We start from the raw sequence: 24,346 nt of genomic DNA on the forward strand, positions 1-24,346 counted from the left end.
CCGGGGCAAGGGTTCTGTCGGTGCCGTCGGTTAACGTCATCCGTGTGGCACAGGACGAGCTCTTCACCGTGAACGCCGACGTGGCGCCCCCGCCCGAACGCACCGTGTCGAACGCGGACGAGCGGCAGGCGGACCCGGCGAGCTCGCCCTTGGCCGTCCGGATGCGGCCGCGCTCGCTCGACGAGGTCGTCGGCCAGCAGCACCTGCTCCGGGAGGGCGCCCCGCTGCGGCGGCTGGTGGAGGGCGCGGCCCCGGCGTCCGTGCTGCTCTACGGCCCGCCCGGCACGGGCAAGACCACGCTGGCCAACCTGGTCTCGATCGCCACCGGACGCCGGTTCGTCGCGATGTCGGCCCTCTCGGCCGGGGTCAAGGAGGTGCGCGGGGTCATCGAGGAGGCCCGGCGGCGCCGGCAGTACAACACCGAGAACACCGTCCTGTTCATCGACGAGGTGCACCGCTTCTCCAAGACCCAGCAGGACGCGCTGCTCGGCGCGGTCGAGGACCGCACGGTGCTGCTGGTCGCGGCGACCACCGAGAACCCGTCGTTCTCCGTCGTCTCCCCGCTGCTGTCGCGTTCGCTGGTGCTGCAGCTGCGCCCGCTGACCGACGAGGACATCACGCGGCTGATCGAGCGCGCGCTGACCGACGAACGCGGTCTCGGCGGCGAGCTGACCCTGACCGACGACGCCCGCGCCCACCTCGTCCGGCTCGCCGGGGGTGACGCGCGCCGCGCGCTGACCGCGCTGGAGGCGGCGGCGGACGCGGCGTCGGCCACCGAGGCGAAGACGATCGACCTGCCGATCGTCGAGTCCACTGTGGACAAGGCCGCGGTGCGCTACGACCGCGACGGCGACCAGCACTACGACGTCATCAGCGCGTTCATCAAGTCGATCCGCGGGTCCGACGTCGACGCCGCGCTGCATTACCTGGCCCGGATGATCGAGGCGGGGGAGGACCCGCGCTTCCTGGCCCGGCGCCTGGTCGTGCACGCCAGCGAGGACATCGGCATGGCCGACCCCACGGCGCTGCAGGCGGCCGTCGCGGCCTCGCACGCCGTCCAGTTCATCGGCATGCCGGAGGGCAGGCTGGCGCTCGCGCAGGCGACGATCCACCTGGCCACGGCCCCGAAGTCGAACGCGGTCGTCACCGGCATCGACGCCGCGCTGGCCGACGTCCGCGCCGGGCTGGCCGGCACCGTGCCGCCGCACCTGCGTGACGGGCACTACGCGGGCGCCAAGAAGCTCGGCAACGCGCAGGGCTACCGCTACCCGCACAACGTGCCGGAAGGCGTGCTGACCCAGCAGTACCCGCCGGACGAGCTGGTCGGCAAGGACTACTACGAGCCGACCCAGCGCGGCGCGGAACGCACCCTCGCCGACCGCGTCCCGAAGCTGCGCCGGACCATCCGCGGAGACCGGTAAAGGCGCCTTGGGAAAACCTTGGGAGAGACCGGGGGAAGTGGACGGCTGAAGTTCGCCCAGCCGACGCGAAGCGGGCATATGCGTCGGCGAGCATCCGCGCATGGAAATCCCGAGAGTCGGCGTTCCCGACGCACTGGCCGCCCGCCTGACCATGGCCGAGCAGCACGATTACCTCTCCCGACGTTCCCTGTTCAAGGGGGCCGCCGCCACCGGCGCGCTGCTCGCCGCCGGTCCGCTCCTGCTGCCCGGCACGGCCTACGCCGACGGCGCGAAGGTCGCCCCGGCCGGCCGTCACCTCGCCTTCGGGCGCAACCCGCGCACGGACATCCGCGTCGCGTGGCAGGTGCCGACGCGCGTGAAGAACCCGTTCCTGCGCGTGGCAGAGTTCGAGCCACGCTTTCCCGGCGAGAACCCATCGGCACAGCACCACGATCGCCGCGGATACCAGTGGGGGCACCGGATCCCCGCCGAGACGCGGGCCCTGCACTCCGAGGTCCCCGGGGTCATCGCGCCCTACGACCAGTACTACCTGCACGCCGAGGCGAGCTGCCTGACGCCCGGCCGCACCTACACCTACGCGGTCGGGCACGACGGCTACGACCCGGCGAACGGTGACGGCGGCGCGGCCGCGCTCTCGACGTTCACCACCGCGCCCGCCCGTGGCTTCCCGGCCGGGAAGTTCACCTTCACCGCGTTCGGCGACCAGGGCGTCTCGACGACCGCGCTGGCCCAGGACGGCTCGGTCGCGAAGCAGAACCCGCGGTTCCACCTGCTCGCCGGCGACATCGCCTACGCCGACCCGAGCGGCGCGGGCCTCCCGCCCGGCCCGGTCGCCGACGGCGGCCACGACCTGTACGACCCGAAGGTCTGGGACGCCTACTACAACCAGATCGAGGGTGTCGCGGCGTCCGTGCCGTGGATGGTCACCACCGGCAACCACGACATGGAAGCGCTGTACTCGCCCGACGGCTACGGCGGCCAGACCAAGCGCTGGGACTTCCCCGGCAGCGGCCCGGCCGACTGCCCGAGCGTGTACTCGTTCATCTACGGCAACGTCGGCGTGATCTCCTTGGACGCCAACGACGTCTCGTACGAGATCCCGGCCAACCGCGGCTACTCGCACGGCTCGCAGACCGCGTGGCTCAAGCGCCGCCTGCGGTACCTGCGGCTGCAGCCGGACGTCGACTTCATCGTGGTGTTCTTCCACCACTGCGCCTACTCGACGACCAACCAGCACGCCTCCGAAGGCGGCGTGCGGGAGGAGTGGGTGCCGCTGTTCGACCAGTTCCACGTCGACCTGGTCGTCAACGGGCACAACCACATCTACGAGCGCACCGACGCGCTGCGCGGCGGCCGCGTCCAGAAGAAGGTCGCGATCGGCGACACCGTCGACCCGGACCGCGACGGCACGGTCTACGCCACCTGCGGCGGCGGGGGCCGCAGCGTCTACAGCTTCCCGGTGCCGGACACCTTCGACGGCGAGTTCGCCAGCTACCACTGGGTGAAGGGCGGCGGCAAGGAGACGGAGACCGTCGGCTGGTCGCGCGTGCGCTACACCGGCTACTCGTTCCTCGCGATCGACGTCGAGCCCGCGTGGTTCGGCCGCAAGACCACGCTGACCGTGCGGACCCTGCGCAACGACGGCGTCGAAATCGACCGGTTCACCTTGCGCCGCACCGCGGGCCTGCACACCGCGTCGGGCGGCTTCGGCGGCCGGGCGCAGGTCGGTGCGGACCCCGGCGACGCCTGAGGAATCGCGTGCGGGCCCCGCACCGTCGGTGCCGGGGCCCGCACCGAACGTGGGCCGCGCACTTCAAGATCATCGGGTTTCGTATGCTTCGCGCCTTGGGGCGGCCTGAACCAAGGGGGGCGGCCCAGCGAAGGCAGGAGGCATTCCCGTGCCCGCGACGCTGCAGTGCATCGTCCTGGACTGTCCCGAACCGGCTCAGCTCGCCTATTTCTACCAAGCGATCATGGGGGGCGAGGTCGACCGGCCGGACCCCCGCTGGCGGGTGGACGAGGACTGGTCGACCCTGCACGTGAACGGTCTGGTCCTGGGCTTCCAGCGCGCGCTCGACTACCGGCCGCCGCACTGGCCGGACCCGTCGTACCCGCAGCAGTTCCACCTCGACTTCGAGGTCGACAACCTCGCCGAGACGCACCACCACGTCCTCTCCTACGGCGGCCGGCTGCTCGATCCCGACCTGGGCGGCCGGGGGTGGCGCGTGTACGCCGACCCGGCGGGCCACCCGTTCTGCCTCCTCGGCGACTACTGACGCCCGGTTTTCCTTGCCCTTACGGCGTCTTTGCGAAGGGTGGGCCGTAAAACCCTTCAGCGGTGCGGATCTCGGGCTGCGGGGAGGCGGCGGGTTCGGCACGATGGCGGCATGAGCATCGGATTCCTCGGTACCGGGATCATGGGCGCCGCGATGGCGGCCAACATCGCGAAGGCGGGCCTCGACGTCCGCGTCTGGAACCGCACGCGCGAGAAGGCCGAGCCACTCGCCGACGTCGCGACGGTGGCCGATTCGGCGGCCGCGGCGGCCGAAGGCGCCGACATCCTGGTGACGATGCTCGCCGACGGCCCGGCCGTCGCGTCGGCGTTCGAAGCCGCTTCGCCCGCTTCGGGCACGCTGTGGCTGCAGATGAGCACGGTCGGGCTCGACTGGACCGACCGCCTCGCCGCGCTGGCGGAGAAGGCGGGCGTGGTGTTCGTCGACGCCCCGGTGCTCGGCACCCGCCAGCCCGCGGAGCAGGCCCAGCTGCAGGTGCTGGCATCCGGCCCGGAGGAGGCGCGGCCCGCCGCGACGCCGGTGTTCGACGCGGTCGGCATCCGCACGCTGTGGCTCGGCCCGGCCGGCCAGGGCAGCCGCCTCAAGCTGGTGATGAACGCGTGGGTGCTGACGCTGACGAACGGCACGGCCGAGAGCCTCGGCCTGGCCCGCGCGCTGGGCCTGGACCCGGCCCTGTTCCTGGAGACGATCAAGGGCGGCGGTCTCGACGTCGGCTACGCGCACGTGAAGGGCGCGGCGATGCTGTCGGGCGAGTACCCGTTGTCGTTCCCGGCGGAGCTGGCGGCGAAGGACGCCCGCCTGGTGGTCGAGGCCGCGGGCGACGACGTCGACGTCGCAGGAGCGCGAGCGGTCCTCTCGCACCTGCAGACGGCGGTGGAAGCCGGCCACGGCGAAGAGGACATGGCGGCCCTCTACCGCGCGGTGCTAAAGGAGCGTGGCTAAGCGGTCCACGCCCAGGCCGCTCGTCATCAGGCGCTCCTTGGCGTTGCCCAGCAGCCGGCGCGTCCACGGCGTCAGGCCGCCGTCGCCGACGTCGGCGAGTTCGCCGCCGAAAGCCGCGTAGACCTTGAAGCAGAGCCCTTCGTAGTAGCCGCCCCGCCCGCCTTCGCGGTCCGGGTACGGGCGGATCGGGACGTCCACGTCGTCGAGCAGGCCGTCGAACCGCGGGTCGAGCACGGTCACGGCCAGCTCGACGTCCGTCGCGCCCAGCGCGCGGCACCCGGCCGCCATCAGCCGCGCGTGCTCGGCGACGTGCTGCCGCTCGAACCCGAGGCCGCCCGTGTCCCGCCCGGCCGTCACCGCGCCGAACAGCGAGAAGTGCGCGAACAGGCCCTCGGCGACCCGCTGGGTGCGCACCACGCGCTGCACGGCCGCCAGCCGCACCGGAGCAGTCCCGGACCGCCGGACCGCCGCTTCGAGGGCCAGGCCGGTCGTGGGGTCGGCGGCGACCTCGGTGCCGCGGCCGGTCGGCACCACCCGGTGCTGGGCCAGCCCGGTCACCACCGAGTGGGTGCCGAGCGGGGTGAGGGGCGACAGCGTCACCGGTTCGAAGGCGGGAGAAGCGGCCAGCAGCGTGTCCTCGATCCGGCGCAGCAGGGCGGACGGCAGCGGGCTGGGACCGACGAACCGGTCGGTCCCGTACCGGCGCCGGACGTCCGCGGCCGACAGCCGGGCCGCCCGCCGCCGCGCCACCTCCAGCTGGACCGTCGTGAGGTCCGCACCGGGCAGCCCGGCCAGCACGTCGGCCGCCGCTCCGCCCGGCCCGGCGAGCACCCGGTGCCCGGGCCCGTCGTCGTGTCCCATCGCCCAGGTGTACCGCGTGGCCGCCGCGGTGAGCGAGGCGTTTTCCGGTCCGCCGAACCGGGCGGCGGGGTGACACGGTCGGGGACCCGGCCAGGCGGTAACCTCACCAGCACCCAAGACGCCAAGTCACGTTGAACCGAGGAGGGCCCGTGTCGGCAGGGCAGATCGCCGCGTTGATCGCCGCAGGAGCATTCGTGGTGCTGGTCGTCCTGCTGGCGATCCCGCTGATCAAGCTCGGCAAGACGCTGGACGCGGCCACCGAGGCGATCGAGCGGACCAACAGCAACACCGACCCGCTGCTGATCGGCGCGAACCAGACGATCACCCACGTCAACACCCAGCTGGAGCGGGTGGACGGGATCACGTCGAACGCGCAGGCCGTCACCGGCAACGTCTCCGCGCTGACGTCGGTGTTCACCGCGACGCTGGGCGGGCCGCTGGTCAAGACCGCGGCGCTGTCCTACGGCCTGTCCAAGGCGATCCGCGCGCGCCGGAAGAAGAGCGCCGCGAAAGCCGCGAAGAAGGCCGCGAAGTGAAGCGGCTGTTCTGGCTCGGCGTCGGCGTGGTCGCCGGCGTCGCGCTGTCCCGCAAGGCCGCCGAAACCGCTCGTCAGGCCACTCCCGCGGGGTTAGCATCGAACCTGGGCGACGCCGTGCGCGAGCTGGCGGGCGCCGTGGGTTCCTTCGGCGCCGAGGTGCGCGCCGGCATGAACGAGCGGGAGCAGGAGTTGCACGACATGGTCGAGGAGCGGACGGGCGTGGTGACGCCGCAGGCGTCCGGCCGGCACGCCGCCGACCGCCGCCCCGTCCGGCGAGCTCGCCGGGCGGAGCGCTGACCGGTCGCGCCCGCGCGACCCGGGGCCGCTCCGCCGCCGTCGTCACCCCGTACTCCAGCACCAGCCAAGGACTGACCCGTGGACACACACGAAATCACCGACCGTTTCCTGCGCCATTTCGAGAGCAAGGGCCACACGCGCGTGCCGAGCGCGCCGCTGATCCTCGACGACCCCAACCTGCTGTTCGTCAACGCCGGCATGGTCCAGTTCAAGCCGTACTTCCTCGGTGAGGCGCCGCCGCCGTACCCGCGTGCGACGTCGGTGCAGAAGTGCGTGCGCACCCCGGACATCGACGAGGTCGGCAAGACCACCCGGCACAACACGTTCTTCCAGATGGCCGGCAACTTCTCCTTCGGCGACTACTTCAAGGAAGGCGCCATCGAGAACGCCTGGGAGCTGATCACCAAGCCCCAGAGCGAAGGCGGGTACGGCCTCGACCCGAACCGGATCTGGGCGACGGTCTACGAGGACGACTCCGAAGCCGCGGGCCTGTGGCGCAAGCTCACCGGCCTGCCCGGCGAGCGCATCCAGTCGCGCGACGGCAAGGACAACTACTGGGACATGGGCGTGCCCGGTCCCGGCGGCCCGTGCTCGGAGATCTACTACGACCGCGGCCCGGCGTACGGCCGCGAGGGCGGCCCGGTCGCCGACGAGGACCGCTACATCGAGATCTGGAACCTCGTCTTCATGCAGGACGTCCGCGGCGAGCTGAGCCCCAAGCTCGGGCACAAGCCGATCGGCGAGCTGCCGAAGAAGAACATCGACACCGGCATGGGTGTCGAGCGCGTCGCGACGATCCTGCAGGGCGTCGAAAACGTCTACGAGACGGACCTGGTGCGCCCGGTCATCGGCCGCGCGGAGGAGTTCTCCGGCCGCCGCTACGGCGGCAACCACGCCGACGACGTCCGCTTCCGCGTGATCGCCGACCACGCCCGCACCGGCGTCCTGCTGATCGGCGACGGCGTCACCCCGGGCAACGACGGCCGCGGGTACGTGCTGCGCCGGCTCCTGCGCCGCATCGTCCGCTCGTCGCGCCTGCTGGGCGTGCACGAGCCGGTGCTGCAGGCCTTCGCGAGCGTCGTGCGCGACACGATGGGCCCGACCTACCCCGAGCTGGTCAGCGGCTTCGACCGGATCAACGAGGTCGTCCGGATCGAGGAGGAGGCCTTCCTCTCGACCCTGACCAGCGGTTCGCGCATCTTCGACATGGCGGCCGAAGAGACCAAGCGCGGCGGTGGCGACGTGCTGGCCGGCGACAAGGCGTTCCAGCTGCACGACACCTACGGCTTCCCGATCGACCTGACCCTCGAAATGGCGTCCGAGCAGGGCCTGAGCGTCGACGAAGAGGGCTTCCGCACGCTCATGAACGAGCAGCGGACCCGCGCGAAGGCGGACGCGGCGTCGCGCAAGACCGGCCACGGCGACCTCTCGGAGTACCGGAAGGTCCTGGAGCAGCACGGCGAGACCGAGTTCCTCGGCTACACCGACCTGCAGGCCGAGGCGAAGGTCGTCGCACTGCTGGAGGACGGGCAGCCGGTCCGCAGCGTCTCGGCGGGCAAGAAGGCCGAGCTGGTCCTCGACCGCACGCCGTTCTACGCCGAAAGCGGTGGCCAGGTCGCCGACACCGGCGTGCTGCTCGGCGACGGCGTCGAGCTGAAGGTCCTGGACGTCCAGAAGATCGTCCCGGGGCTGTTCGTGCACCGCGTCGAGGTGCTCGACGGCGAGATCGGCCTCGACTCCAAGGTCACCGGCTCGGTCGACGCGCACCGCCGGCTGTCCATCGAGCGCTCGCACTCCGCGACGCACCTGGTGCACGCGGCGGTCCGCGGCGCCTACGGCAAGCGCGCGGCGCAGGCGGGCTCGCTGAACTCGCCGGGCCGCATGCGGTTCGACTTCACCACGCCGGGCTCGGTCTCGGCGGACGTGCTCACCGAGGTCGAGCAGGAGGTCAACGACTACCTGCAGACCAACGTCGAGGTCAACAGCTTCACCACGACCAAGGACAAGGCCCTCGAGCTCGGCGCGGTCGCGCTGTTCGGCGAGAAGTACGGCAACGACGTCCGCGTGGTCGACATGGGCGAGTACTCCCGCGAGCTCTGCGGTGGCACGCACGTGGACCGGATCGGCCAGCTCGGCCTGGTCAAGCTGGTCTCCGACGCCTCCATCGGCTCCGGCGTGCACCGCGTCGAGGCCCTGGTCGGCACGGACGCGCTGAAGTACGTCCGCAAGGAGCAGCTGCTGGTCTCGCAGCTGGCGAACACCTTCAAGGTGCCCTCGGACGAGCTGCCGGGCCGCATCGAGGACGTCCTGACCCGGCTGAAGAACGCCGAGAAGGAGATCGCCCAGCTGAAGACCCAGCAGGTGCTGGGCTCGACGGGGGCGCTCGCCGACAAGGCGGTCGACGTCAACGGCGTCTCCGTGGTCGCCGAGGTCGTCCCGGACGTCGACGGCAACGGCCTGCGCGCGCTCGCCTCGGACATCCGCGGCCGGCTCGGCACGCGGCCCGGTGTCGTGGCGCTGTTCTCGCCGGCCGGGGAGAAGCTCAGCTTCGTCGTCGCGACGACGAAGGCGGCGCAGGACAAGGGCATCGCGGCGGGCAAGCTCGTCCCGTCGTTCGCCGGCGCGATCGGCGGCCGCGGCGGCGGCAAGCCCGACATGGCCCAGGGCGGTGGCACGAACCCGGCCGGCGCGGCCGACGCGGTCACGGCCCTGCGCGCGGCGATCGCCGGCATTGGTTAACCGCGGGAACCGGGGCCCGGATCGGCCCGGAGTGTCCGATCCGGGCCGCGGCCGGCGGCTCGGGGTGGATGTCGGCTCGGTCCGGGTCGGGGTCGCTCTGAGCGATCCGGCCCCCGTGCTCGCGTCGCCATTGGTTACCCTCTCCCGCGATGCGACCGACGACAGTGATCTGGACCAGCTGGCCGCCCTCGTCACCGAGCACGAGGTGGTCGAGGTGATCGTGGGGTTGCCGCGCACGCTCGCCAACCGGCAGGGTCCGGCGGCCGAGCTGGCGATCGCGTATTCTGAACGCCTGGCCGGGCGCGTCGCGCCCGTGCCGGTCCGGCTGGGCGACGAGCGGCTGACCACGGTCACCGCATCCCGCATCCTCTCCCAGCGCGGGGTCAAAGGCCGCAAGCAGCGAGCGGTGGTCGACCAGGCCGCCGCCGTGGAGATCCTGCAGGCCTGGATCGACGCCGCTGCTGCGCACCGCGCCCGGGAGGGAGACCGATGAACGACGAGCAGTCCGAGCGCCCGCGCGGCCGCCGGAGGCTGCGTGAGCCGGAGGACGCCGCCCCGCCGCCGTCCCGGCCCGCGCCCCGCCGGGCCGACCCGCGTGACCCGCGGGCCGCCGAAGCCCGCCGCGCGCAGGCGCAGAGCGGGTACCACGAGCTCCCGCAGCCCTCGCGCCGCCCGCAGCAGCCGAGCGGGCCGCACGAGGTGCCGCCGCCGTCCCGGCGCGCGCAGCCGCCCAGCGGCCAGTACGAGCTGCCCCAGCCCTCGTCCCGGCGGGCCGCGCCGGACCCGCGCCGCGACGCCCCGCAGACCGGCCGCCGCCGCCGGCTCGAACCGCCGGACACGCTGCCCCCGGTCGACGACGAGCTCGACCCCCAGGCCCGCCGGGCCGCCCCGGCCCGGGCCGCGCACGCCCGGTACGACCTCGACGAGGGGTCCGAGGTCCAGGCCCCGGCCGGGCGGCGCCGCCGCCCGGAGCCGGACGAGGCCGACGTCCAGCCGCCCCGACGGCGCCGACCCGTCCCCGAGCCGGAGGAGGCAGCCGAGGCACCGAAACGGCGCCGCCCGGCGCCCGAGCCCGACGAGGTCGCCGAGGCGCCCCGGCGCCGGCGCCCGGAGCCCGTCGAAGACGAGGCCCCGCAGCGGCGTCGCAGCGCCGCCGAGCCGCCCCCCGCCGCGCGGCGGTCCGTCCAACCGGGTGACCGCTCTGTCGGCGTGCCCGCGCCCGGCGCCGAGCCGCCGCGCCGCCGCCGGCCGCCGCCCCCGCCGGTGCGCGAAGAGCCGGTGACCGACATCATCCCCGCGCAGGCCCCGCCGCCCCCGGCGCCCGAGCCCGTCCGCGCGCCGGCCGAGGACGACCTCTTCGCCGACGACGACTACGACGAGTACGCGGAGTACGACGACTACGAGGGCGAGTACGCCGAAGACGGCTACGACGAGCCGGAGTACGAAGAGGACTACGACGACTACGAGGAAGAGCCGAAGAAGCCCCGCAAGAAGAAGGGCAAGCGCGCGCTCGGCTGGATCGCCGCGGTCGCGGTGATCGTCCTGCTCGCCGGCGGCGCCTACTACGGCTTCAACCGGTTCTTCGGCTACGAGGACTACGACGGCGCCGGCGACGGCGACGTCCTGTTCCAGGTCGACGACGGCGACTCGACGTCGGCGATCGGCACCAAGCTCACGACGGCGGGTGTCGTCGCCAGCAGCAAGGCCTTCGTGAAGGCCGGCGCGGACAACCCGAAGCTGTCGAAGATCCAGCACGGCTTCTACGTCATGAAGTCGCACATGTCCGGGGCCAGCGCGGTCGACCGGATCGTCTCGCCGACCGCGCGGGTCGGGCAGCTGGAGGTCCGGCCGTACACGCAGTTCGACGACATCACCCAGCCCGACGGCAAGGTCACGCCCGGCGTGTACAGCCTGATGGCGAAGGCGTCGTGCGCGCAGCTCAACGGCAAGAGCACCTGCGTCACCGCCGACGACCTGCGCAAGGTCGTCGACGGCGCCGACCTCAAGACCCTCGGCGTGCCCGACTGGGCGGTCGCGGACGCGAACAAGGCCGACCGCAAGGACCGCAGGCTGGAAGGCCTGATCGCGCCGGGGCTCTACGACGTCCGGCCCGGCGCGACCGCGCAGGAGATCGTCGGCCAGCTGGTCCGCAGCTCGACCGAGGCGATCCAGAACGCCGGCCTGAGCCCGCAGTCGACCGGCCCGGGGATGACGCCGTACCAGACGCTGATCATCGCCTCGATCATCGAGCGCGAGGCGGTGAAGGCCGACTTCGGCAAGCTTTCGCGGGTGATCTACAACCGGCTGGCGAGCAGCATGCGGCTGCAGATGGACTCCACCGTCAACTACGTGCTGGACCGGCCGACCCTGGCGACCAACGACGCGGACCGGACCCGGGCCGGGGCGTACAACACGTACAAGATCCCGGGCCTCACGCCGACCCCGATCTCGGTGCCCAGCCCCGAGGCCATCCAGGCCGCGGTGCACCCCGTCGCGGGCGACTGGGTGTACTTCGTCAAGTGCGAGAAGAACGGCCTGTCCTGCTTCGCGGTCTCGTTCGACGACCACCGCAAGAACGTCGACCTGGCCAAGGAACGCGGTGTCTTCTGAGTCTCCTCGCCGGGCCGCGGTGCTGGGCAAACCGGTGGCGCACTCGCTGTCCCCGGTGCTGCACGGCGCCGCGTTCGGCGCGCTCGGCCTGACCGGCTGGACGTACGAGCGGATCGAGACGGGCGCCGAGGACCTCCCGGCGTTCGTCGACGGCCTCGGCCCGGAGTGGGCCGGGCTCTCGGTCACCATGCCGGGCAAGCGCGCGGCGCTGGACCACGCGGACGAGGTGACGCCGCGCGCGGCCGCCGTCGGCGCGGCCAACACGCTGGTCCGCACCGCGAAGGGCTGGCTGGCGGACTGCACCGACGTCGAGGGGGTCACCGGCGCCCTGGGCGCGGCGGGCGGGTACACGCCGACGCCGTCGGACACCGCGATCGTGCTCGGCGCGGGCGGTACCGCGGCCGCGGCGGTCGTCGGGCTGGCCGCGCTGGGCGTGCGTCAGGTCCGCCTGGTCGTGCGGGAACCCGCGCGGGCGGCCGAAACCCTCGACGCGGCGAAGCGCGCTTCGCTCGACGTCGACGTGCTGCGGTGGGCCGAAACGGACTTCGCGGCGCTGGCGGCGGAAGCCGCGGTGCTCGTGAACACCGTGCCGCCGGACGCGGTCCGGCCGCACGTGGCCGACCTCGCGGCGGTCGCGCACGTCCTCGACGTCATCTACCACCCGTGGCCGACGCCGCTCGCCGAGGCCGTCGCGGCCCGCGGCGGCCACCTCGCGACCGGGCTGGACATGCTGCTGCACCAGGCGTTCGGCCAGGCCGAGCACTTCACCGGCCGCCCGGCCCCGCGCGCGGCGATGCGCGACGCGCTGCGCGAGGCGACCGGGAACATCCTGCCGCTCCCGATCGGGTAAACCGCTTGCCCCGGGTTGATATTCTGGCCGACTGCCTTCAGCAAGGGGGTCTACCGGAATGACCAGCCAAGAAGCACTCAGCGACAACCAGCTCGAGAAGGCCTGGGTCGGCGGGGAACCGCCGAAGCTCAACTCGACCGTCACCCTCGTCGACTACGACCCGGAGTGGCCGAAGCTCTTCGAGCGCGAAGCCGAGCGGATCCGCGGCGTGCTGGGGGAGACGGTGCTCGTCCTCGAACACGTCGGCTCGACGTCGGTGCCGGGCCTGCGCGCCAAGCCCTGCGTCGACATCCTCCTCGAGGTGCCGGACTCCGACGACGAGGACACCTACCTGCCGGCGCTGGAAGGCGCGGGCTACCGGCTCGTCATCCGCGAGCCGGACTGGGAGAAGCACCGCTGCTTCAAGGGCCCGGACACGAACATCAACCTGCACGTCTACTCACCCGGCAACGGCCAGACGCCGCGCTACCGGCTCTTCCGCGAACGCCTGCGCTCGCACCCGGAGGAGCTGGCGCTGTACGCGGCGAAGAAGCGTGAGCTGGCCACGCGGGAGTGGAAGTACGTCCAGAACTACGCCGACGCCAAGACCGAGGTGATCGAGGAGATCATCGGCCGGGCGCGGGCCGAGCAGTACGACGCCTACAGCGAGGCCTACGCCGAGCACGCCGGGAAGTCCGTCACCAACGCCCTCTACGACCGGCCCGCGATCGTCGACCTGGCCGGCGACGTCGGGGGCAAGCGCGTGCTGGACGTCGGCTGCGCGGCCGGGCACCTGAGCGCCCTGCTGGCCGAGCGGGGCGCCGACGTCCTGGGTGTCGACGCCAGCGCGGGCATGATCACCGTCGCCCGCCGCAAGTTCGGCGACGTAGCCCGCTTCGAACAGGCGGACGTCACCCGGCCCCTCGACGTCGAGGACGGCTCGGTCGACGTCATCACGGCGTCACTCGTGCTGCACTACCTGAAGGACTGGGGCGCCACCCTCGCCGAGTTCCGGCGGGTGCTCAAGCCCGGCGGGGCGCTCGTGTTCTCGGTGCACCACCCCGGTGAGGACTGGCACTGGTTCGGCAAGGAGAACTACTTCGAGGTCGAGCTGCTCGACGACGACTTCGGCCTGGAAGGCATCACCCACCCGGTCCAGTTCTACCGGCGGCCGCTGAGCTGGACGTTCAACGCGGTCCGTGACGCCGGCTTCGCCGTCGACCGCTTGGTGGAGCCGATGCCGGTGCCCGAAGCGGACGAAACCGACCCGAAGTGGGCGAAGAACCTGCGGACCCAGCCGCGGTTCCTGTACTTCCGGGCGGTCAGTCCCGCTTAGCGAGGTCCTGGATCAGGTCGACGATCTCCCGGCTGACGGGCCGGAACACCCGCAGCCGGGAGAGCGCGGCCAGCCGGGCCAGCAGCGGGACGCTGCGCTCCACCAGCATCCGGCTGCGCTTCTCCCGGGCCGAGCGGTCGTGCACCCAGAAGAGCACCACGCCCATCTGGAACAGCCACAGCAGCTCCGGCAGCTGGGCGCGCAGCTCCGGGTCGAGCTTGACGTCGGAGCCGTCGACGACCTCGCGCATCAGCTCGATCGAGGCGTCGCGGGCGGCCGCGGACTCGTCGCTGAACGGGCTCAGCGGCGACTCCGGGTCGGCCGCGTTGACGAAGAACTGCGTCCCGAAGCGGTGGTACGGCTCGGCCAGCTCCAGCCAGCAGAGCAGGACGGCCTTCAGCCGCTCGGCGAACCGGGGTTCGTGGACCAGCAGGGCGCGGGCGGCGTCGAGGTGCAGCCGCGCGATCTCGTCGTAGAACCCCTGGATCAGCTGTTCCTTCGAGGAGAAGTAGTAGTACGCGTTCCCGACCGAGACCCCGGCCTCGGCGGCGATCGCGCGCATCGTCGTGCGGTCGTAGCCGTTCTCGGTGAACAGCCGCATGGCGGTGGTGACGATCAGGGACCGCGTTTCCTCGCTCTTCGGCACGCTCTGCACGTTAGTGCCGCTCACGTCAGGGCGCGGGGAAGGGCGGGACCTGCGGGCCGGGCGCGCCGGGGTAGGGGACCGGACGGCCGGCGAGCACCGGCGCGGGGGCCGCCTTCGGGGTCAGGTGGCGGCGGCGGATGCCGTTGAACACCAGCACGTTGAACAGGTGCATGACGCCGAGCACGAGCGCGACGACGCCGACCTTCACCGACAGCAGCTCGAACACCTCGCGGGCACCGTGCACGTCGGCGTGGCTGGTCAGGAAGAGCGTCACGAAGCCGAGGCTGATCAGGTAGAAGCCGACGACCAGCAGCTGGTTGACGGCGTTGGCCAGGCCGGGGCTGTCCTCGAAGACCTGGGTGAGGAAGGTGCGGCCGTGCTTGCTGAGCGTCCGGGCGACGAGCACCGTCAACGGGATGCTGATCAGCAGGTAGAGCGCGTAGGCGACAACGACGGGTTCCATGGTCCCTCCAATTTTTGAACGTGTTCAACGGAGACGGTAGCCCGCCTTTTGAACGTGTTCAAGAGAGCTGGGTCACGTCGCCTGTTCACCTGACGCTCACTCGGCGGGGCGCTTCGGCGCATAAGGTGGCCGCCGACTGGGAGGTACCACCGTGAAACGCATCGCCGCCGGGCTGTCCCTGGCCGCCCTCGTCGCGCTCTTCGTGCCCGCGCCCGCTTCCGCGAACTTCGGGCGGAGTGTCCGCTTCGCCACCTTCAACGCGTCGCTCAACCGTGCCGCGGCCGGGCAACTGCTGAGTGACCTCTCGACGCCGGGCAACGCCCAGGCGCAGGAGGTCGCCGAGGTCGTGCAGCGCAACCGCGCCGACGTCCAGCTGATCAACGAGTTCGACTACGTGCCGGGCAACGCCGCGGCCGACGCGTTCCGGAAGAACTACCTGGCGGTGAGCCAGCACGGCGCCAAGCCGATCGACTACCCGTACGCCTACACTGCGCCGGTCAACACCGGCGTCCCGACCGGCTTCGACCTCGACCGCGACGGCACGGTCGGCGGCGGCAACGACGCCCAGGGCTTCGGGACGTTCGAGGGCCAGTACGGGCTGCTCGTGCTGTCGAAGTACCCGATCGACGCCGCGCACGTCCGGACGTTCCAGAAGTTCCTCTGGAAGGACATGCCGGGCGCGCTCCTGCCGGACGACCCGGCGACGCCGGCGCCGCACGACTGGTACAGCCCCGCCGAGCTGAACGTGCTGCGGCTGTCGTCGAAGTCGCACTGGGACCTGCCGCTGAAGATCGGCCGCTCGACCGTGCACTTCCTGGTGTCGCACCCGACGCCGCCGAGCTTCGACGGCCCGGACGACCACAACGGCACCCGCAACCACGACGAGATCCGCTTCTGGGCCGACTACACGACACCCGGCAAGGGCGGTTACCTCTACGACGACCGCGGGCACCGCGGCGGGCTGGGCGCGGGGGAGCGGTTCGTCGTCGCGGGCGACAACAACTCCGACCCGCTCGACGGCGACAGCGTGCCCGGCGCCATCCAGCAGCTGCTGAACGCGCCCCGGGTGATCCAGACCCATCCGGGCAGCCGTGGCGCGGTGCTGGCCGCCCAGGCCCAGGGCGGCGCGAACGTGGGCCAGAAGAGCGACCCGTTCTACGACACGGGCGACTTCAACGACGTCACGCCGGGCAACCTGCGCACGGACTACGTGCTGCCGTCGAAGGGCCTGCTGCCCTGGCACGCGGAGGTGTTCTGGCCGGTGCCGTCGGACGAGCTGTCCCGGCTGAACGACGCGTCCGACCATCACCTGGTCCGCGTGGACGTCTTCGTGCCGCTACGGTGAGATCATGCGGATCGCCATTCTCGACGACTACCAGGACGTCTCCCGCACCTTCGGGGACTGGGACTCGCTGGAGGCCGACATCACGGTCTTCACCGAGCCGCTGGACGACGTCGTCAAGCAGCTGCAGGGGTTCGAAGCGGTCGTCGCGATGCGCGAGCGGACCCGGTTCACCGCCGAGGTCCTCGACCGGCTGCCCGACCTGAAGCTGCTCGTCAGCACCGGCAAGCGGAACGCGGCCATCGACGTCCCGGCCGCGCGCCGCAACGGCGTCGTCGTGTCGGCCACCGGGTACATCGGCGAGCCGACCGCGGAGCACACGTGGGCGCTGATCCTCGCGGCGTCGCGCAACCTGCCGCAGGAGTTCCGCTCCATGCGCGAAGGCGGCTGGCAGACGAGCGTCGGCACCATGCTGCACGGCAAGACGCTCGGCCTGCTCGGCCTCGGGCGGCTCGGCGCGGGCGCGGCGAAGATCGGGCAGGTCTTCGGGATGGAGACCATCGCCTGGAGCCAGAACCTGACGCCGGAGAAGGCGGAGCCGCACGGCGTCACCGCGGTGTCCAAAGAGGACCTGTTCGCCCGCTCGGACGTGCTGTCGATCCACCTAGTGCTCAGCGGCCGCAGCCGCGGCCTGGTCGGCGCGGACGAGATCGCCGCGATGAAGCCGGGCGCGCTGCTGGTGAACACCTCGCGCGGCCCGATCGTCGACGAAGCCGCGCTGGTGGACGCGTTGCGGCGCAAGGTGATCCGTGCGGCGATCGACGTCTACGACACCGAGCCGTTCCCGGCCGACCATCCACTGAGGACACTCGAGAACGCGACACTCACCCCGCACATCGGGTTCGTCACGCGGGAGGTCTACGAGATCTTCTACGGCGACGCCGTCGAGGACATCGCTGCTTTCCAGGCGGGTTCCCCGATTCGCGTCATGGAGTAAGTGTGCGGCCCGCCGGGGCCCGAGGTCCCCGCACCGGCCCGGCGGCGGGCCCGCACCTTTAGATCACATCACCCGGCCGACGCGCGGGGCAGGGTCCAAAGACCCTGCCCCGCGCGGCCATCCGGCTGAACGCGCGGTGCAAGTTGGTCGTGAGTGAGAAACAGTGTTCTAACACGGTTTCTCAGTCACGACGCCGCCGCGGCAGGAACGCGGCCGGGACCACGCACACGGCCGTGATGACCAGGGCGAGCCAGAACGTCGTGCCGTAGCCGCCCGCCGGATCGGCGGCCAGGTTCGCCTGCAGCAGCACGGCGAACAGCGCCAGCCCGAACGGGCCGCCCAGCTGCATGAACGTCCGGATCGCCGACGTCGCGCGCGGGGCCTGCGCCGGATCCAGGTCCTGGTACGCCGTGCTCATCGCCGGCACCAGGACCGCGCCCGCACCCAGCCCGCTGACCAGCAGCGCCGCGCTCACCCAGACCAGGTTTGACGACGCCGTCAGCCCGGTCAGGGCCAGCGCGCCGGCCGCGCACAGCACCAGCCCGCCGGCCACGATCGTCCGCGGCGCGAGCCGGTCCAGCAGGCGGCCCGCCAGGATCAGCGCCAGCGCCATGCCCAGCCCCGACGGCCCGGCCAGCAGCCCCGCGTGGGCCGCGCCGAAACCGCGGGTCTGCTGGTAGTACAGCGGCATCAGCAGGCCCGTCCCGAGCAGCAGCATCCCGGCCACCAGCAGCGTCCCCGCCGACGCCGCGAACGGCCGGGACCGCAGCAGCCGCAGGTCGAGGATCGGCTCGCGGCGGGTCGTCAGCGCGTGCCCGGCGAACGCCGCCAGCAGCACGACGCCGAGCGCGGCCGGCCACAGCACCGCCGGCGCGGTGAAGCTCCCGTGGTCACCGGCCCGCGAGAGCCCGTACGCGAACAGGGCGAGGCCGGGGGAGAGGAGCGCCACGCCCAGGACGTCCAGCGGGGCGCCGCCCGGACGGCGGGTGCCGTCCGGCACGAACCGCAGGGACAGTGCGAACGCCGCGACGCAGATCGGCACGTTGACGTAGAAGATCCAGCGCCACGACGCGCCGTCCACGAGCAGGCCGCCGACGAGCGGGCCGAACACCGGCCCCAGCAGCGACGGCAGCGCGACCAGGCCCATCAGCCTGCCGAGCTCCTCGGGCCGGGCGCGCTGCACCAGCATCGCCTGGCTCAGCGGGATCAGCATCCCGCCGCCGAGCCCTTGCGCGGCCCGGAAAGCGATCAGGGCGCCCGCCGACCAGGCCGCGCCGCAGGCGACCGACCCGGCGAGGAACAGCCCGATCGCACTCAGCCAGACGGCCTTGGCGCCGAACCGGTCGGCGGCCCAGCCGGTGGCCGGGATCGCGACGCAGAAGGCCAGCAGGTAGGCCGTGCCGACCCACTGGATCGCGCTCAGCGTGCTGCCGAACTCGCCCAGCAGCGCCTTCAGCGCGACCGCCGTCATGGTGGCGTCGAGCTGGACGGCGAGGGTGATCAGCAGGACGGGCACGGCCATCCGGACGAGCCCGGGCGAGAGCCGCGGGCGGGGCGAGGTGGTGGTCATCGATTCCTCCCAGTAAACATTTACTGCAATACGGACACGAAGAAACCAGAGGCGGGCCGAGCGGGTTCTCAGGACGTGGCAGGGCCGGACATGCCGTCGAGGAGCTGGCCGACGATCAGGTCGAGGACGCCGTCGGGCCCCGGGTCGGCGCCGAAGGCCCGGTCGACGAACGCGCGGCCGCGGCCCTCGAACACGACGAGGCCGACCACGGCGCTGGTGGCCGTCGCGTGCGCGACGAGGAACGGGCAGTCGGCGCGGAACACGCCTTCGGCCTGTCCGCGTTCGTAGAGGGCGCGCAGTTCCTTGATGGGGGTGTCGGAGTCGGGTGGGGGCAAGGTGTTCCAGCCGCCGAGCGACTCGTGCATCCACAGCGCGACCAGCAGCGGGCGCGCCATCAGGTTCTGCGCGAACGCCCGCAGCGCCATGCGCATGCCGGGGTAGGGGTCGAGGGTGACGGCCTCGTCGAGCACCGGCTGCCAGGCCGCCATCAGGCCGTCCTGCTGGGCGGCGAGCGCCGCCGCGTACAGGCCGTCCTTGTTGCCGAAGTGGTGGTAGATCATCCGTTCGTTGACCCCGGCGGCCTTGACGATGTCCTGCACGCGGGTGCCGCGCGGCCCGTGCTTGGCGAACTGCTCCGCGGCGGCGGCGAGCAGGAGAGCACGGCTGTCGGACATGCAGTAAGTATTTACTTCAGGTCGGGCCCGCGTCAAGTCAGGGGAACGGCACCGTGTCCGGGGCACAGGTCGTGCCCTCCGCCGGGACGGCGAGATCGGTCAGGTACCGGACCACCGCCGCCGTCGCGCAGGCGCTGTGGACGTCCAGGGACGTGTGGCCGTAGCCGTCGACCACCAGGACCCGGCCGTCACCCAGTTCCTTCGCCGTCGCTTGGGCGTTGTGCAGCGGGGTCGCCGGGTCGAAGCGGTTGTTCAGCACCAGCACGGGGTTCTTGCGCGCCCGGTTCCACGGGCCGGTGTAGCGGTCGGCGTCGCGGGCGGGCCAGCCGACGCACTGCGCCATCGAGAACACCGCGCCGAGCCCGAAGTACGGCTGCCGCTTGCTTTCGCTCGCCGCGAGCGCGGTGTAATCGGCCGCGGCCGGCGGGTTGTCGCTGTCGACGCACTGGACCGCCAGGAAACCGGGGGAGTGCGTCGGCACGTACGGGTCCAGCACCGGCGAAGCGGCTCCGGGATCCGCCGGCAGCGCGGACAGGGTCGACGCGAGGCTCTTCCACCGGCCGGACTGGTACAACGCGCTGTCGATCGTCCGCATCAGGGAGGACACGCCCGCGCCGCGCGAGGCGCGGGCGAACACCCCGGCGAACTTCGCCTTGAGGTCACCGCCGGAGAACGCGCACTTCGGCCCGGCCGCGGCGCAGACCGTGAAGAACTGGTCCAGCTCCTGCTGCTGCGCGGCGGCGACGTCGGCCCTGACGTCGACCGGCTGCTTCTCCTGCCCCGGTTTACCGGTGGCGTTCGCGACCAGGTCGAGCGTGCCGTCGAGGGTCATCGCGCGGACCTTGTCCGGGAACAGGTTCGCGTACGTGCCACCGAGGTAGGTGCCGTAGGAGTAGCCGTAGAAGTTCAGCGTCTGGTCCCCGACGGCCTGGCGCAGCAAATCCATGTCCCGCGCCACGTTCGCCGTCGAGAGGTGGGACAGGAGGTCGCCGGAACCGGCCGCGCACGCCTTCCCGGGCGCCGCGCTCGCCGCGAAGAAGACGTCCGGCTGCCGCATCGGCGACGGGACAGCCGGCGGGTGATCGGCGCCCGGGCAGCTGATCGGCGCCGACCCGCCGATCCCGCGCGGGTCGAAGCTCACCAGGTCGAACCGGGCGCGCAGCTCGTCGGGGTAGCGCGCGGCGAACCGCGTCAGCTCGCCCACGCCGTCGGTGCCCGGGCCGCCGAAGTTGAAGAACAGCGAGCCGATCCGGCGTCCGGGGTCTTTGGCCGGGAGCCGGATCACCGAGAGCGTGATCGCCGGGCCCTTCGGCTCGCGGTAGCTCAGCGGCACGGACGCGGGCGCGCACTGGAACCCGCCGTGGCACGGCGTCCAGTGCAGCACGGGCACCGCGGCGCCGTTCGTGCCCAGCGCCGGGGGTGCCTCGGCGGTCGTCGGCTGTGACGTCGCGGACGGGGCGGGTGCGGCTTCGGGGGCGCTGCAGGCGGCGAGCAGGAGCAGGGACGCGAGGAGGAGCCGTTTCACGCGCCCAGGTCCACCAGCACGGCGTCGGTGTAGCGCGGCCAGACCTCGGCGGCCCACGGCCCGAAGGCGCGGTCGGTCAGCGCGACACAGGCCGCGCCGGCGTCCGGGTCGACCCAGAGGAACGTGCCCGACTGCCCGAAGTGCCCGAACGTCCGGGGCGAGCTGTTCGCGCCGGTCCAGTGCGGGCTCTTGTGGTCGCGGATCTCGAAACCCAGGCCCCAGTCGTTGGGCTTCTGGTGGCCGAACCCGGGCAGCACACCGGAAAGCCCGGGGAAGACGACGTTCGTGGCCTCGGTGACGGTGGCCGGGTCGAGCAGCTTCGGCGCCTGCAGCTCGGCGGCGAACGCGGCCAGGTCGTCCACAGTGGACACCGCGCCGGACGCGGGCGAGCCGTCGAGGCTGCTGCCGGTCATGCCGAGCGGCCCGAACAGGGCCTCGGCCTGGTACTGGGCGAAGGGGATGCCGGAGTGCTCGGCCAGGGTGTCGGCCAGCTGCTCGAACCCGGCGTTGGAGTAGAGCCGCCGGGTGCCCGGCGCGGCCATCGCCTTGTGCGCGTCGAAGGCGAGCCCGGAGGTGTGGGCGAGCAGGTGCCGCACGGTCGAGCCCTCGGGCCCGGCCGGGGTGTCGAGCTCGACGACGCCCTCTTCGATCGCGATCAGCGCCGCGTAGGCGGTCAACGGCTTGCTGACCGAGGCCAGCCGGAACTTCCGCGTGGTGTCGCCGTGGCGGCCCGGCACGGTCCCGTCCGCTTTCACCACGGCCGTCGCGGCGGTGTCCACCGGCCACTCGTCGATCAGGCGCACGCTCTCCATGCGTCCACCCTACGAAACGCCGCGAAGGCCCCCGCACCGGTGTCGGGGGACCGGTGCGGAGGCCTTCGCGGGGTACTACTGCAGGGTGTTTCTCAGGCGTCGAGGTCGGTGGCGACCAGCTGGGCGACCGCTTCCACGGCCTCCTCGGCGCCCTCGCCCTCGGCGCTGATGACGACCTCGTCGCCGTACCCGGCGGCGAGGGTCATCAGGTTGAGCACGCTGCCGGCGGCCACCGGGGTTCCCCCGGCCTTGGCGATCTGCACCGCGACGGGCTGCGCCGCGGCCGCCTTCGCCACCAGCGCGGCCGGCCTGGCGTGCAGGCCCACCTTGCTCGCGACGGCGACGCGTTTCTCCGGCATGTTCGTCCTCTCCCTAGGGGTTTACGTCGGTTGCGATGTTACTTCGCGGCGGTCGACTCGAGGTCCGACTCGATCGAGTCGTCCTCGCGGCCCGGCGTCTTCAGGTTCCACTTGGTGATCGCGAAGCGGAACACCACGTAGTAGATCGCCGCGTACACCACGCCCATCACGAGGAGGATCCAGGTGTTGTGGGCCGCCTTCGAGCTCGAGTTGAGCGCGAAGTCGATCGCGCCGGCGGAGAACGAGAAGCTCAGGTGCACGTTCAGCAGGTTGGCGATCGCCAGCGAAAGGCCGGTCATCACCGCGTGGAAGATGTAGAGCGGCCACGCGACGAACATGAACGAGAACTCGATCGGCTCGGTGACACCGGTGATGAACGAGGTCAGCGCGGCCGCGATCATCACACCGCCGACGACCTTCTTCTGCGCCGGGCGGGCGGTCTGCCAGATCGCCAGCGCCGCCGCGGGCAGCGCGAACATGAAGATCGGGAAGAAGCCCGTGGTGAAGGCACCGGCGTTCGGGTCGCCGTTGAAGAAGTTCGTGATGTCGCCGCCCTTGAAGATGAACCAGACCGGCACGTTGATCAGCTGGTGCAGGCCGACCGGGATCAGCAGGCGGTTGAGCAGGCCGTAGATGCCGCCACCGACGACCGGGGCGCCGGTGACCGCGTCGCCGACGTTCTCGATGCCGGTGTTCACGTACTTGAAGAGCAGGCCGAAGATCACGCCGAGGATCAGCAGCGCGAAGGCGGTGATGATCGGGACGAACCGGCGGCCGCCGAAGAACGCCAGGTAGGCGGGCAGCTTGATGCGGTGGTAGCGCTGCCACAGCACGGCCGCGACCAAGCCGACGACGACGCCCGCGAGCACGCTGTAGGGCCACTTGATGGGCGCCAGCTCGAAGCCGCCGTTCGGCTTGTAGCCGGGCAGGTCCTTCAGCGGGGCGAACACCTGGATGACGCTGGTGAAGACGAAGAAGCCCACGACCGCGGCGACACCGGTGGAGCCGTCACCCTTGCGGGCGAAGCCGACCGCGATGCCCACCGCGAAGAGCAGCGGCAGCCAGTTGAACAGCGAACCGCCCGCGGCGCCGAGGACGGCCGCGACCTTGTCCCAGCCGAGGCCGTCCTTGCCCAGGAGGTCGTCCTGGCCGAGACGCAGCAGCAGGCCGGCGGCCGGCAGCGTGGCGATGGGGAGCATGAGGCTGCGGCCGAAGCGCTGAAGCCCGGCAAGACCGCTGCCGCTGCGCTTCGTCGCCCCTTCCGCGGTGGTGGAGCTCATCAGGAACCTCCATAGTGGGGTGGGGTACCGGATTCCGGGGTGTTCCGGTCCAACTGCATGGTCACCTGGTAGTGATCTCCCCGGTACCAGGACGTGATGTCTTCGATCGGGTCGCCGTTGGCGCTGGAGACCCGGCGGAACACGAGCAGGGGACTGCCGGCGCGCATGCCGAGCAGCCGGGCCGTCTCGCGGTCCGCTCCTTCGGCCCAGACCGTCTGCCACGCCTGGTCGGGACGCACGTCGTACGTCTCGGCCAGCTGCGCGTAGAGCGACTGGGTAAGGTCGAGCTCGAGCAGGCCGGGAGCCCGGCCCGCGTGGTACCAGCCACGTTCGACGGCGAGGGGTACGCCGTCGGCGTGGCGCAGCCGCACGAGGTGGTGTGCGGTGGAGCCCTCGGCCAGGCCGAGGGCGTGCGCGGAGGCGGTGGGTGGGACCTCGGTGGCCGCGGAGACCACCTCGGTCGTCGGGGTCAGCCCCCGCCGCCGCATGTCGTCGGTGAACGACATCAGGTAGAGCTGGAGCTCCATCCGCCGGGCCGCGGTGAAGGTGCCTTTGCCGCGGACCCGGGCGAGCAGGCCCTCCTCGACCAGCTTGCCGATCGCCGACCGGACCGTGAGCCGCGACACGCCGTAGCGCTGCGCCAGCTCGCGTTCCGACGGGATCGGCGCACCCGGCGGGAGCTCGCGCTCCACCGTGCGGCGGAGGATTTCCCGCAGCTGGGCGTGCTTGGGCGTGGGCCCGTTGACGACCCGGTCGGGTGGCGGGACGTGCGCGGCCGCGCTCATCGGCGTCACCCTCCTCGTTTCTCGGTCCCGGGGGACCGGTGCTCGCGTCCGGTCCGGAACATTGGTACGTTCCGGTCTAGACCAAT

General features: G+C 72.0%; 23 protein-coding genes. 13 read left to right on the plus strand and 10 right to left on the minus strand.

All coding sequences use genetic code 11. From position 1 onward, the window contains the following. The first annotated feature begins 44 nt into the window (after window positions 1-44). From VA596_RS41995 to VA596_RS42010, 4 genes are all read left to right on the plus strand, one after another. Entirely contained in the window at window positions 45-1,421 is a 1,377-nt protein-coding gene (locus VA596_RS41995) for a replication-associated recombination protein A (RefSeq protein ID WP_323335208.1), read from the plus strand. A 100-nt stretch (window positions 1,422-1,521) separates the two neighbouring features. Then, window positions 1,522-3,171, plus strand: coding sequence for a purple acid phosphatase family protein (locus VA596_RS42000; protein WP_323335210.1), 1,650 nt, complete (start codon window positions 1,522-1,524; stop codon window positions 3,169-3,171). 148 nt (window positions 3,172-3,319) lie between these two features. Continuing rightward, a complete protein-coding gene (locus VA596_RS42005; protein WP_323335212.1) occupies window positions 3,320-3,697 on the plus strand; it encodes a VOC family protein in 378 nt (125 codons plus the stop codon). Between the two features lie 39 nt (window positions 3,698-3,736). Next, window positions 3,737-4,657, plus strand: coding sequence for an NAD(P)-dependent oxidoreductase (locus tag VA596_RS42010; protein WP_323335214.1), 921 nt, complete (start codon window positions 3,737-3,739; stop codon window positions 4,655-4,657). Here the strand turns inward: VA596_RS42010 and VA596_RS42015 are convergent. After that, complete coding sequence (locus tag VA596_RS42015) at window positions 4,640-5,518, minus strand: hypothetical protein (protein WP_323335216.1); 879 nt, start codon at window positions 5,516-5,518, stop codon at window positions 4,640-4,642. The two genes, VA596_RS42010 and VA596_RS42015, sit on opposite strands and share 18 nt — an antisense overlap. 149 nt (window positions 5,519-5,667) lie before the next feature. On the opposite strand from VA596_RS42015, the gene VA596_RS42020 reads away from it, so the two are divergent. The 7 genes from VA596_RS42020 to VA596_RS42050 all read left to right on the plus strand — a co-directional run bounded on the left by VA596_RS42020 (window position 5,668) and on the right by VA596_RS42050 (window position 13,867). After that, on the plus strand, window positions 5,668-6,054 hold the full coding sequence (locus VA596_RS42020) for a DUF948 domain-containing protein (RefSeq protein ID WP_323335218.1): 387 nt from the start codon (window positions 5,668-5,670) through the stop codon (window positions 6,052-6,054). Beyond that, complete coding sequence (locus tag VA596_RS42025) at window positions 6,051-6,353, plus strand: hypothetical protein (protein WP_323335219.1); 303 nt, start codon at window positions 6,051-6,053, stop codon at window positions 6,351-6,353. The genes VA596_RS42020 and VA596_RS42025 overlap by 4 nt, the downstream gene beginning before the upstream one ends. Before the next feature lie 78 nt (window positions 6,354-6,431). Then, window positions 6,432-9,092, plus strand: coding sequence for an alanine--tRNA ligase (gene alaS, locus VA596_RS42030; RefSeq protein ID WP_323335221.1), 2,661 nt, complete (start codon window positions 6,432-6,434; stop codon window positions 9,090-9,092). Window positions 9,093-9,123: 31 nt separating this feature from the next. Next, a complete protein-coding gene (gene ruvX, locus VA596_RS42035) occupies window positions 9,124-9,585 on the plus strand; it encodes a Holliday junction resolvase RuvX (RefSeq protein ID WP_247049109.1) in 462 nt (153 codons plus the stop codon). Further along, the gene (gene mltG / locus VA596_RS42040; protein WP_323335223.1) at window positions 9,582-11,702 is read left to right on the plus strand and encodes an endolytic transglycosylase MltG; all 2,121 of its coding nucleotides are present in this window, start codon (window positions 9,582-9,584) and stop codon (window positions 11,700-11,702) included. The genes ruvX and mltG overlap by 4 nt, the downstream gene beginning before the upstream one ends. Further along, window positions 11,692-12,552, plus strand: a complete 861-nt coding sequence (locus tag VA596_RS42045) for a shikimate dehydrogenase (RefSeq protein WP_323335226.1) — start codon at window positions 11,692-11,694, stop codon at window positions 12,550-12,552. Before mltG ends, VA596_RS42045 begins: the two co-directional genes overlap by 11 nt. A gap of 58 nt (window positions 12,553-12,610) precedes the next feature. Next, window positions 12,611-13,867: a GrpB family protein gene (locus VA596_RS42050; protein WP_323335228.1), complete on the plus strand. Its 1,257-nt coding sequence runs from the start codon at window positions 12,611-12,613 to the stop codon at window positions 13,865-13,867. Here VA596_RS42050 and VA596_RS42055 read toward each other — a convergent pair. Further along, entirely contained in the window at window positions 13,854-14,513 is a 660-nt protein-coding gene (locus tag VA596_RS42055; protein WP_323335230.1) for a TetR/AcrR family transcriptional regulator, read from the minus strand. The two genes, VA596_RS42050 and VA596_RS42055, sit on opposite strands and share 14 nt — an antisense overlap. A gap of 25 nt (window positions 14,514-14,538) precedes the next feature. Then, complete coding sequence (locus VA596_RS42060) at window positions 14,539-14,976, minus strand: hypothetical protein (RefSeq protein WP_323335231.1); 438 nt, start codon at window positions 14,974-14,976, stop codon at window positions 14,539-14,541. 151 nt (window positions 14,977-15,127) lie between these two features. On the opposite strand from VA596_RS42060, the gene VA596_RS42065 reads away from it, so the two are divergent. Together VA596_RS42065 and VA596_RS42070 are read left to right on the plus strand one after the other, a co-directional pair. Then, window positions 15,128-16,321, plus strand: a complete 1,194-nt coding sequence (locus VA596_RS42065; RefSeq protein WP_323335233.1) for an endonuclease/exonuclease/phosphatase family protein — start codon at window positions 15,128-15,130, stop codon at window positions 16,319-16,321. A gap of 4 nt (window positions 16,322-16,325) precedes the next feature. Continuing rightward, window positions 16,326-17,255, plus strand: coding sequence for a D-2-hydroxyacid dehydrogenase family protein (locus VA596_RS42070; RefSeq protein ID WP_323335235.1), 930 nt, complete (start codon window positions 16,326-16,328; stop codon window positions 17,253-17,255). Window positions 17,256-17,436: 181 nt separating this feature from the next. Here VA596_RS42070 and VA596_RS42075 read toward each other — a convergent pair whose 3' ends face one another. The 7 genes from VA596_RS42075 to VA596_RS42105 form a co-directional block, all read right to left on the minus strand. Next, window positions 17,437-18,825, minus strand: coding sequence for a DHA2 family efflux MFS transporter permease subunit (locus VA596_RS42075; protein WP_323335237.1), 1,389 nt, complete (start codon window positions 18,823-18,825; stop codon window positions 17,437-17,439). 68 nt (window positions 18,826-18,893) lie between these two features. Beyond that, a complete protein-coding gene (locus VA596_RS42080) occupies window positions 18,894-19,499 on the minus strand; it encodes a TetR/AcrR family transcriptional regulator (protein ID WP_323335239.1) in 606 nt (201 codons plus the stop codon). A 37-nt stretch (window positions 19,500-19,536) separates the two neighbouring features. Beyond that, on the minus strand, window positions 19,537-21,024 hold the full coding sequence (locus VA596_RS42085) for an alpha/beta hydrolase (RefSeq protein WP_323335241.1): 1,488 nt from the start codon (window positions 21,022-21,024) through the stop codon (window positions 19,537-19,539). Then, complete coding sequence (locus VA596_RS42090; RefSeq protein WP_323335242.1) at window positions 21,021-21,836, minus strand: serine hydrolase domain-containing protein; 816 nt, start codon at window positions 21,834-21,836, stop codon at window positions 21,021-21,023. Before VA596_RS42090 ends, VA596_RS42085 begins: the two co-directional genes overlap by 4 nt. 92 nt (window positions 21,837-21,928) lie before the next feature. After that, on the minus strand, window positions 21,929-22,195 hold the full coding sequence (locus tag VA596_RS42095) for an HPr family phosphocarrier protein (RefSeq protein ID WP_247049117.1): 267 nt from the start codon (window positions 22,193-22,195) through the stop codon (window positions 21,929-21,931). 38 nt (window positions 22,196-22,233) lie between these two features. Continuing rightward, window positions 22,234-23,475: a PTS transporter subunit EIIC gene (locus tag VA596_RS42100; protein ID WP_323335244.1), complete on the minus strand. Its 1,242-nt coding sequence runs from the start codon at window positions 23,473-23,475 to the stop codon at window positions 22,234-22,236. Then, window positions 23,475-24,260 (minus strand): GntR family transcriptional regulator, encoded by a 786-nt coding sequence (locus tag VA596_RS42105; protein WP_247049119.1) that lies wholly within the window; start codon window positions 24,258-24,260, stop codon window positions 23,475-23,477. Before VA596_RS42105 ends, VA596_RS42100 begins: the two co-directional genes overlap by 1 nt. Window positions 24,261-24,346 lie beyond the last annotated feature (86 nt).

The sequence above is a fragment of the Amycolatopsis heterodermiae genome, assembly GCF_034929455.1.
GTDB lineage: Bacteria > Actinomycetota > Actinomycetes > Mycobacteriales > Pseudonocardiaceae > Amycolatopsis > Amycolatopsis heterodermiae.

Excerpts from the sequence above, each read along its gene's own strand:
- VA596_RS42095 (WP_247049117.1), bottom strand. The coding sequence starts at position 22,195 with ATGCCGGAGAAACGCGTCGCCGTCGCGAGCAAGGTGGGCCTGCACGCC.
- VA596_RS42000 (WP_323335210.1), top strand. The coding sequence starts at position 1,522 with ATGGAAATCCCGAGAGTCGGCGTTCCCGACGCACTGGCCGCCCGCCTG.
- VA596_RS42105 (WP_247049119.1), bottom strand. The coding sequence starts at position 24,260 with ATGAGCGCGGCCGCGCACGTCCCGCCACCCGACCGGGTCGTCAACGGG.
- VA596_RS42075 (WP_323335237.1), bottom strand. The coding sequence starts at position 18,825 with ATGACCACCACCTCGCCCCGCCCGCGGCTCTCGCCCGGGCTCGTCCGG.
- VA596_RS42050 (WP_323335228.1), top strand. The coding sequence starts at position 12,611 with ATGACCAGCCAAGAAGCACTCAGCGACAACCAGCTCGAGAAGGCCTGG.
- VA596_RS42100 (WP_323335244.1), bottom strand. The coding sequence starts at position 23,475 with ATGAGCTCCACCACCGCGGAAGGGGCGACGAAGCGCAGCGGCAGCGGT.
- VA596_RS42090 (WP_323335242.1), bottom strand. The coding sequence starts at position 21,836 with ATGGAGAGCGTGCGCCTGATCGACGAGTGGCCGGTGGACACCGCCGCG.
- VA596_RS42080 (WP_323335239.1), bottom strand. The coding sequence starts at position 19,499 with ATGTCCGACAGCCGTGCTCTCCTGCTCGCCGCCGCCGCGGAGCAGTTC.
- VA596_RS42060 (WP_323335231.1), bottom strand. The coding sequence starts at position 14,976 with ATGGAACCCGTCGTTGTCGCCTACGCGCTCTACCTGCTGATCAGCATC.
- mltG (WP_323335223.1), top strand. The coding sequence starts at position 9,582 with ATGAACGACGAGCAGTCCGAGCGCCCGCGCGGCCGCCGGAGGCTGCGT.
- VA596_RS42015 (WP_323335216.1), bottom strand. The coding sequence starts at position 5,518 with ATGGGACACGACGACGGGCCCGGGCACCGGGTGCTCGCCGGGCCGGGC.
- VA596_RS42070 (WP_323335235.1), top strand. The coding sequence starts at position 16,326 with ATGCGGATCGCCATTCTCGACGACTACCAGGACGTCTCCCGCACCTTC.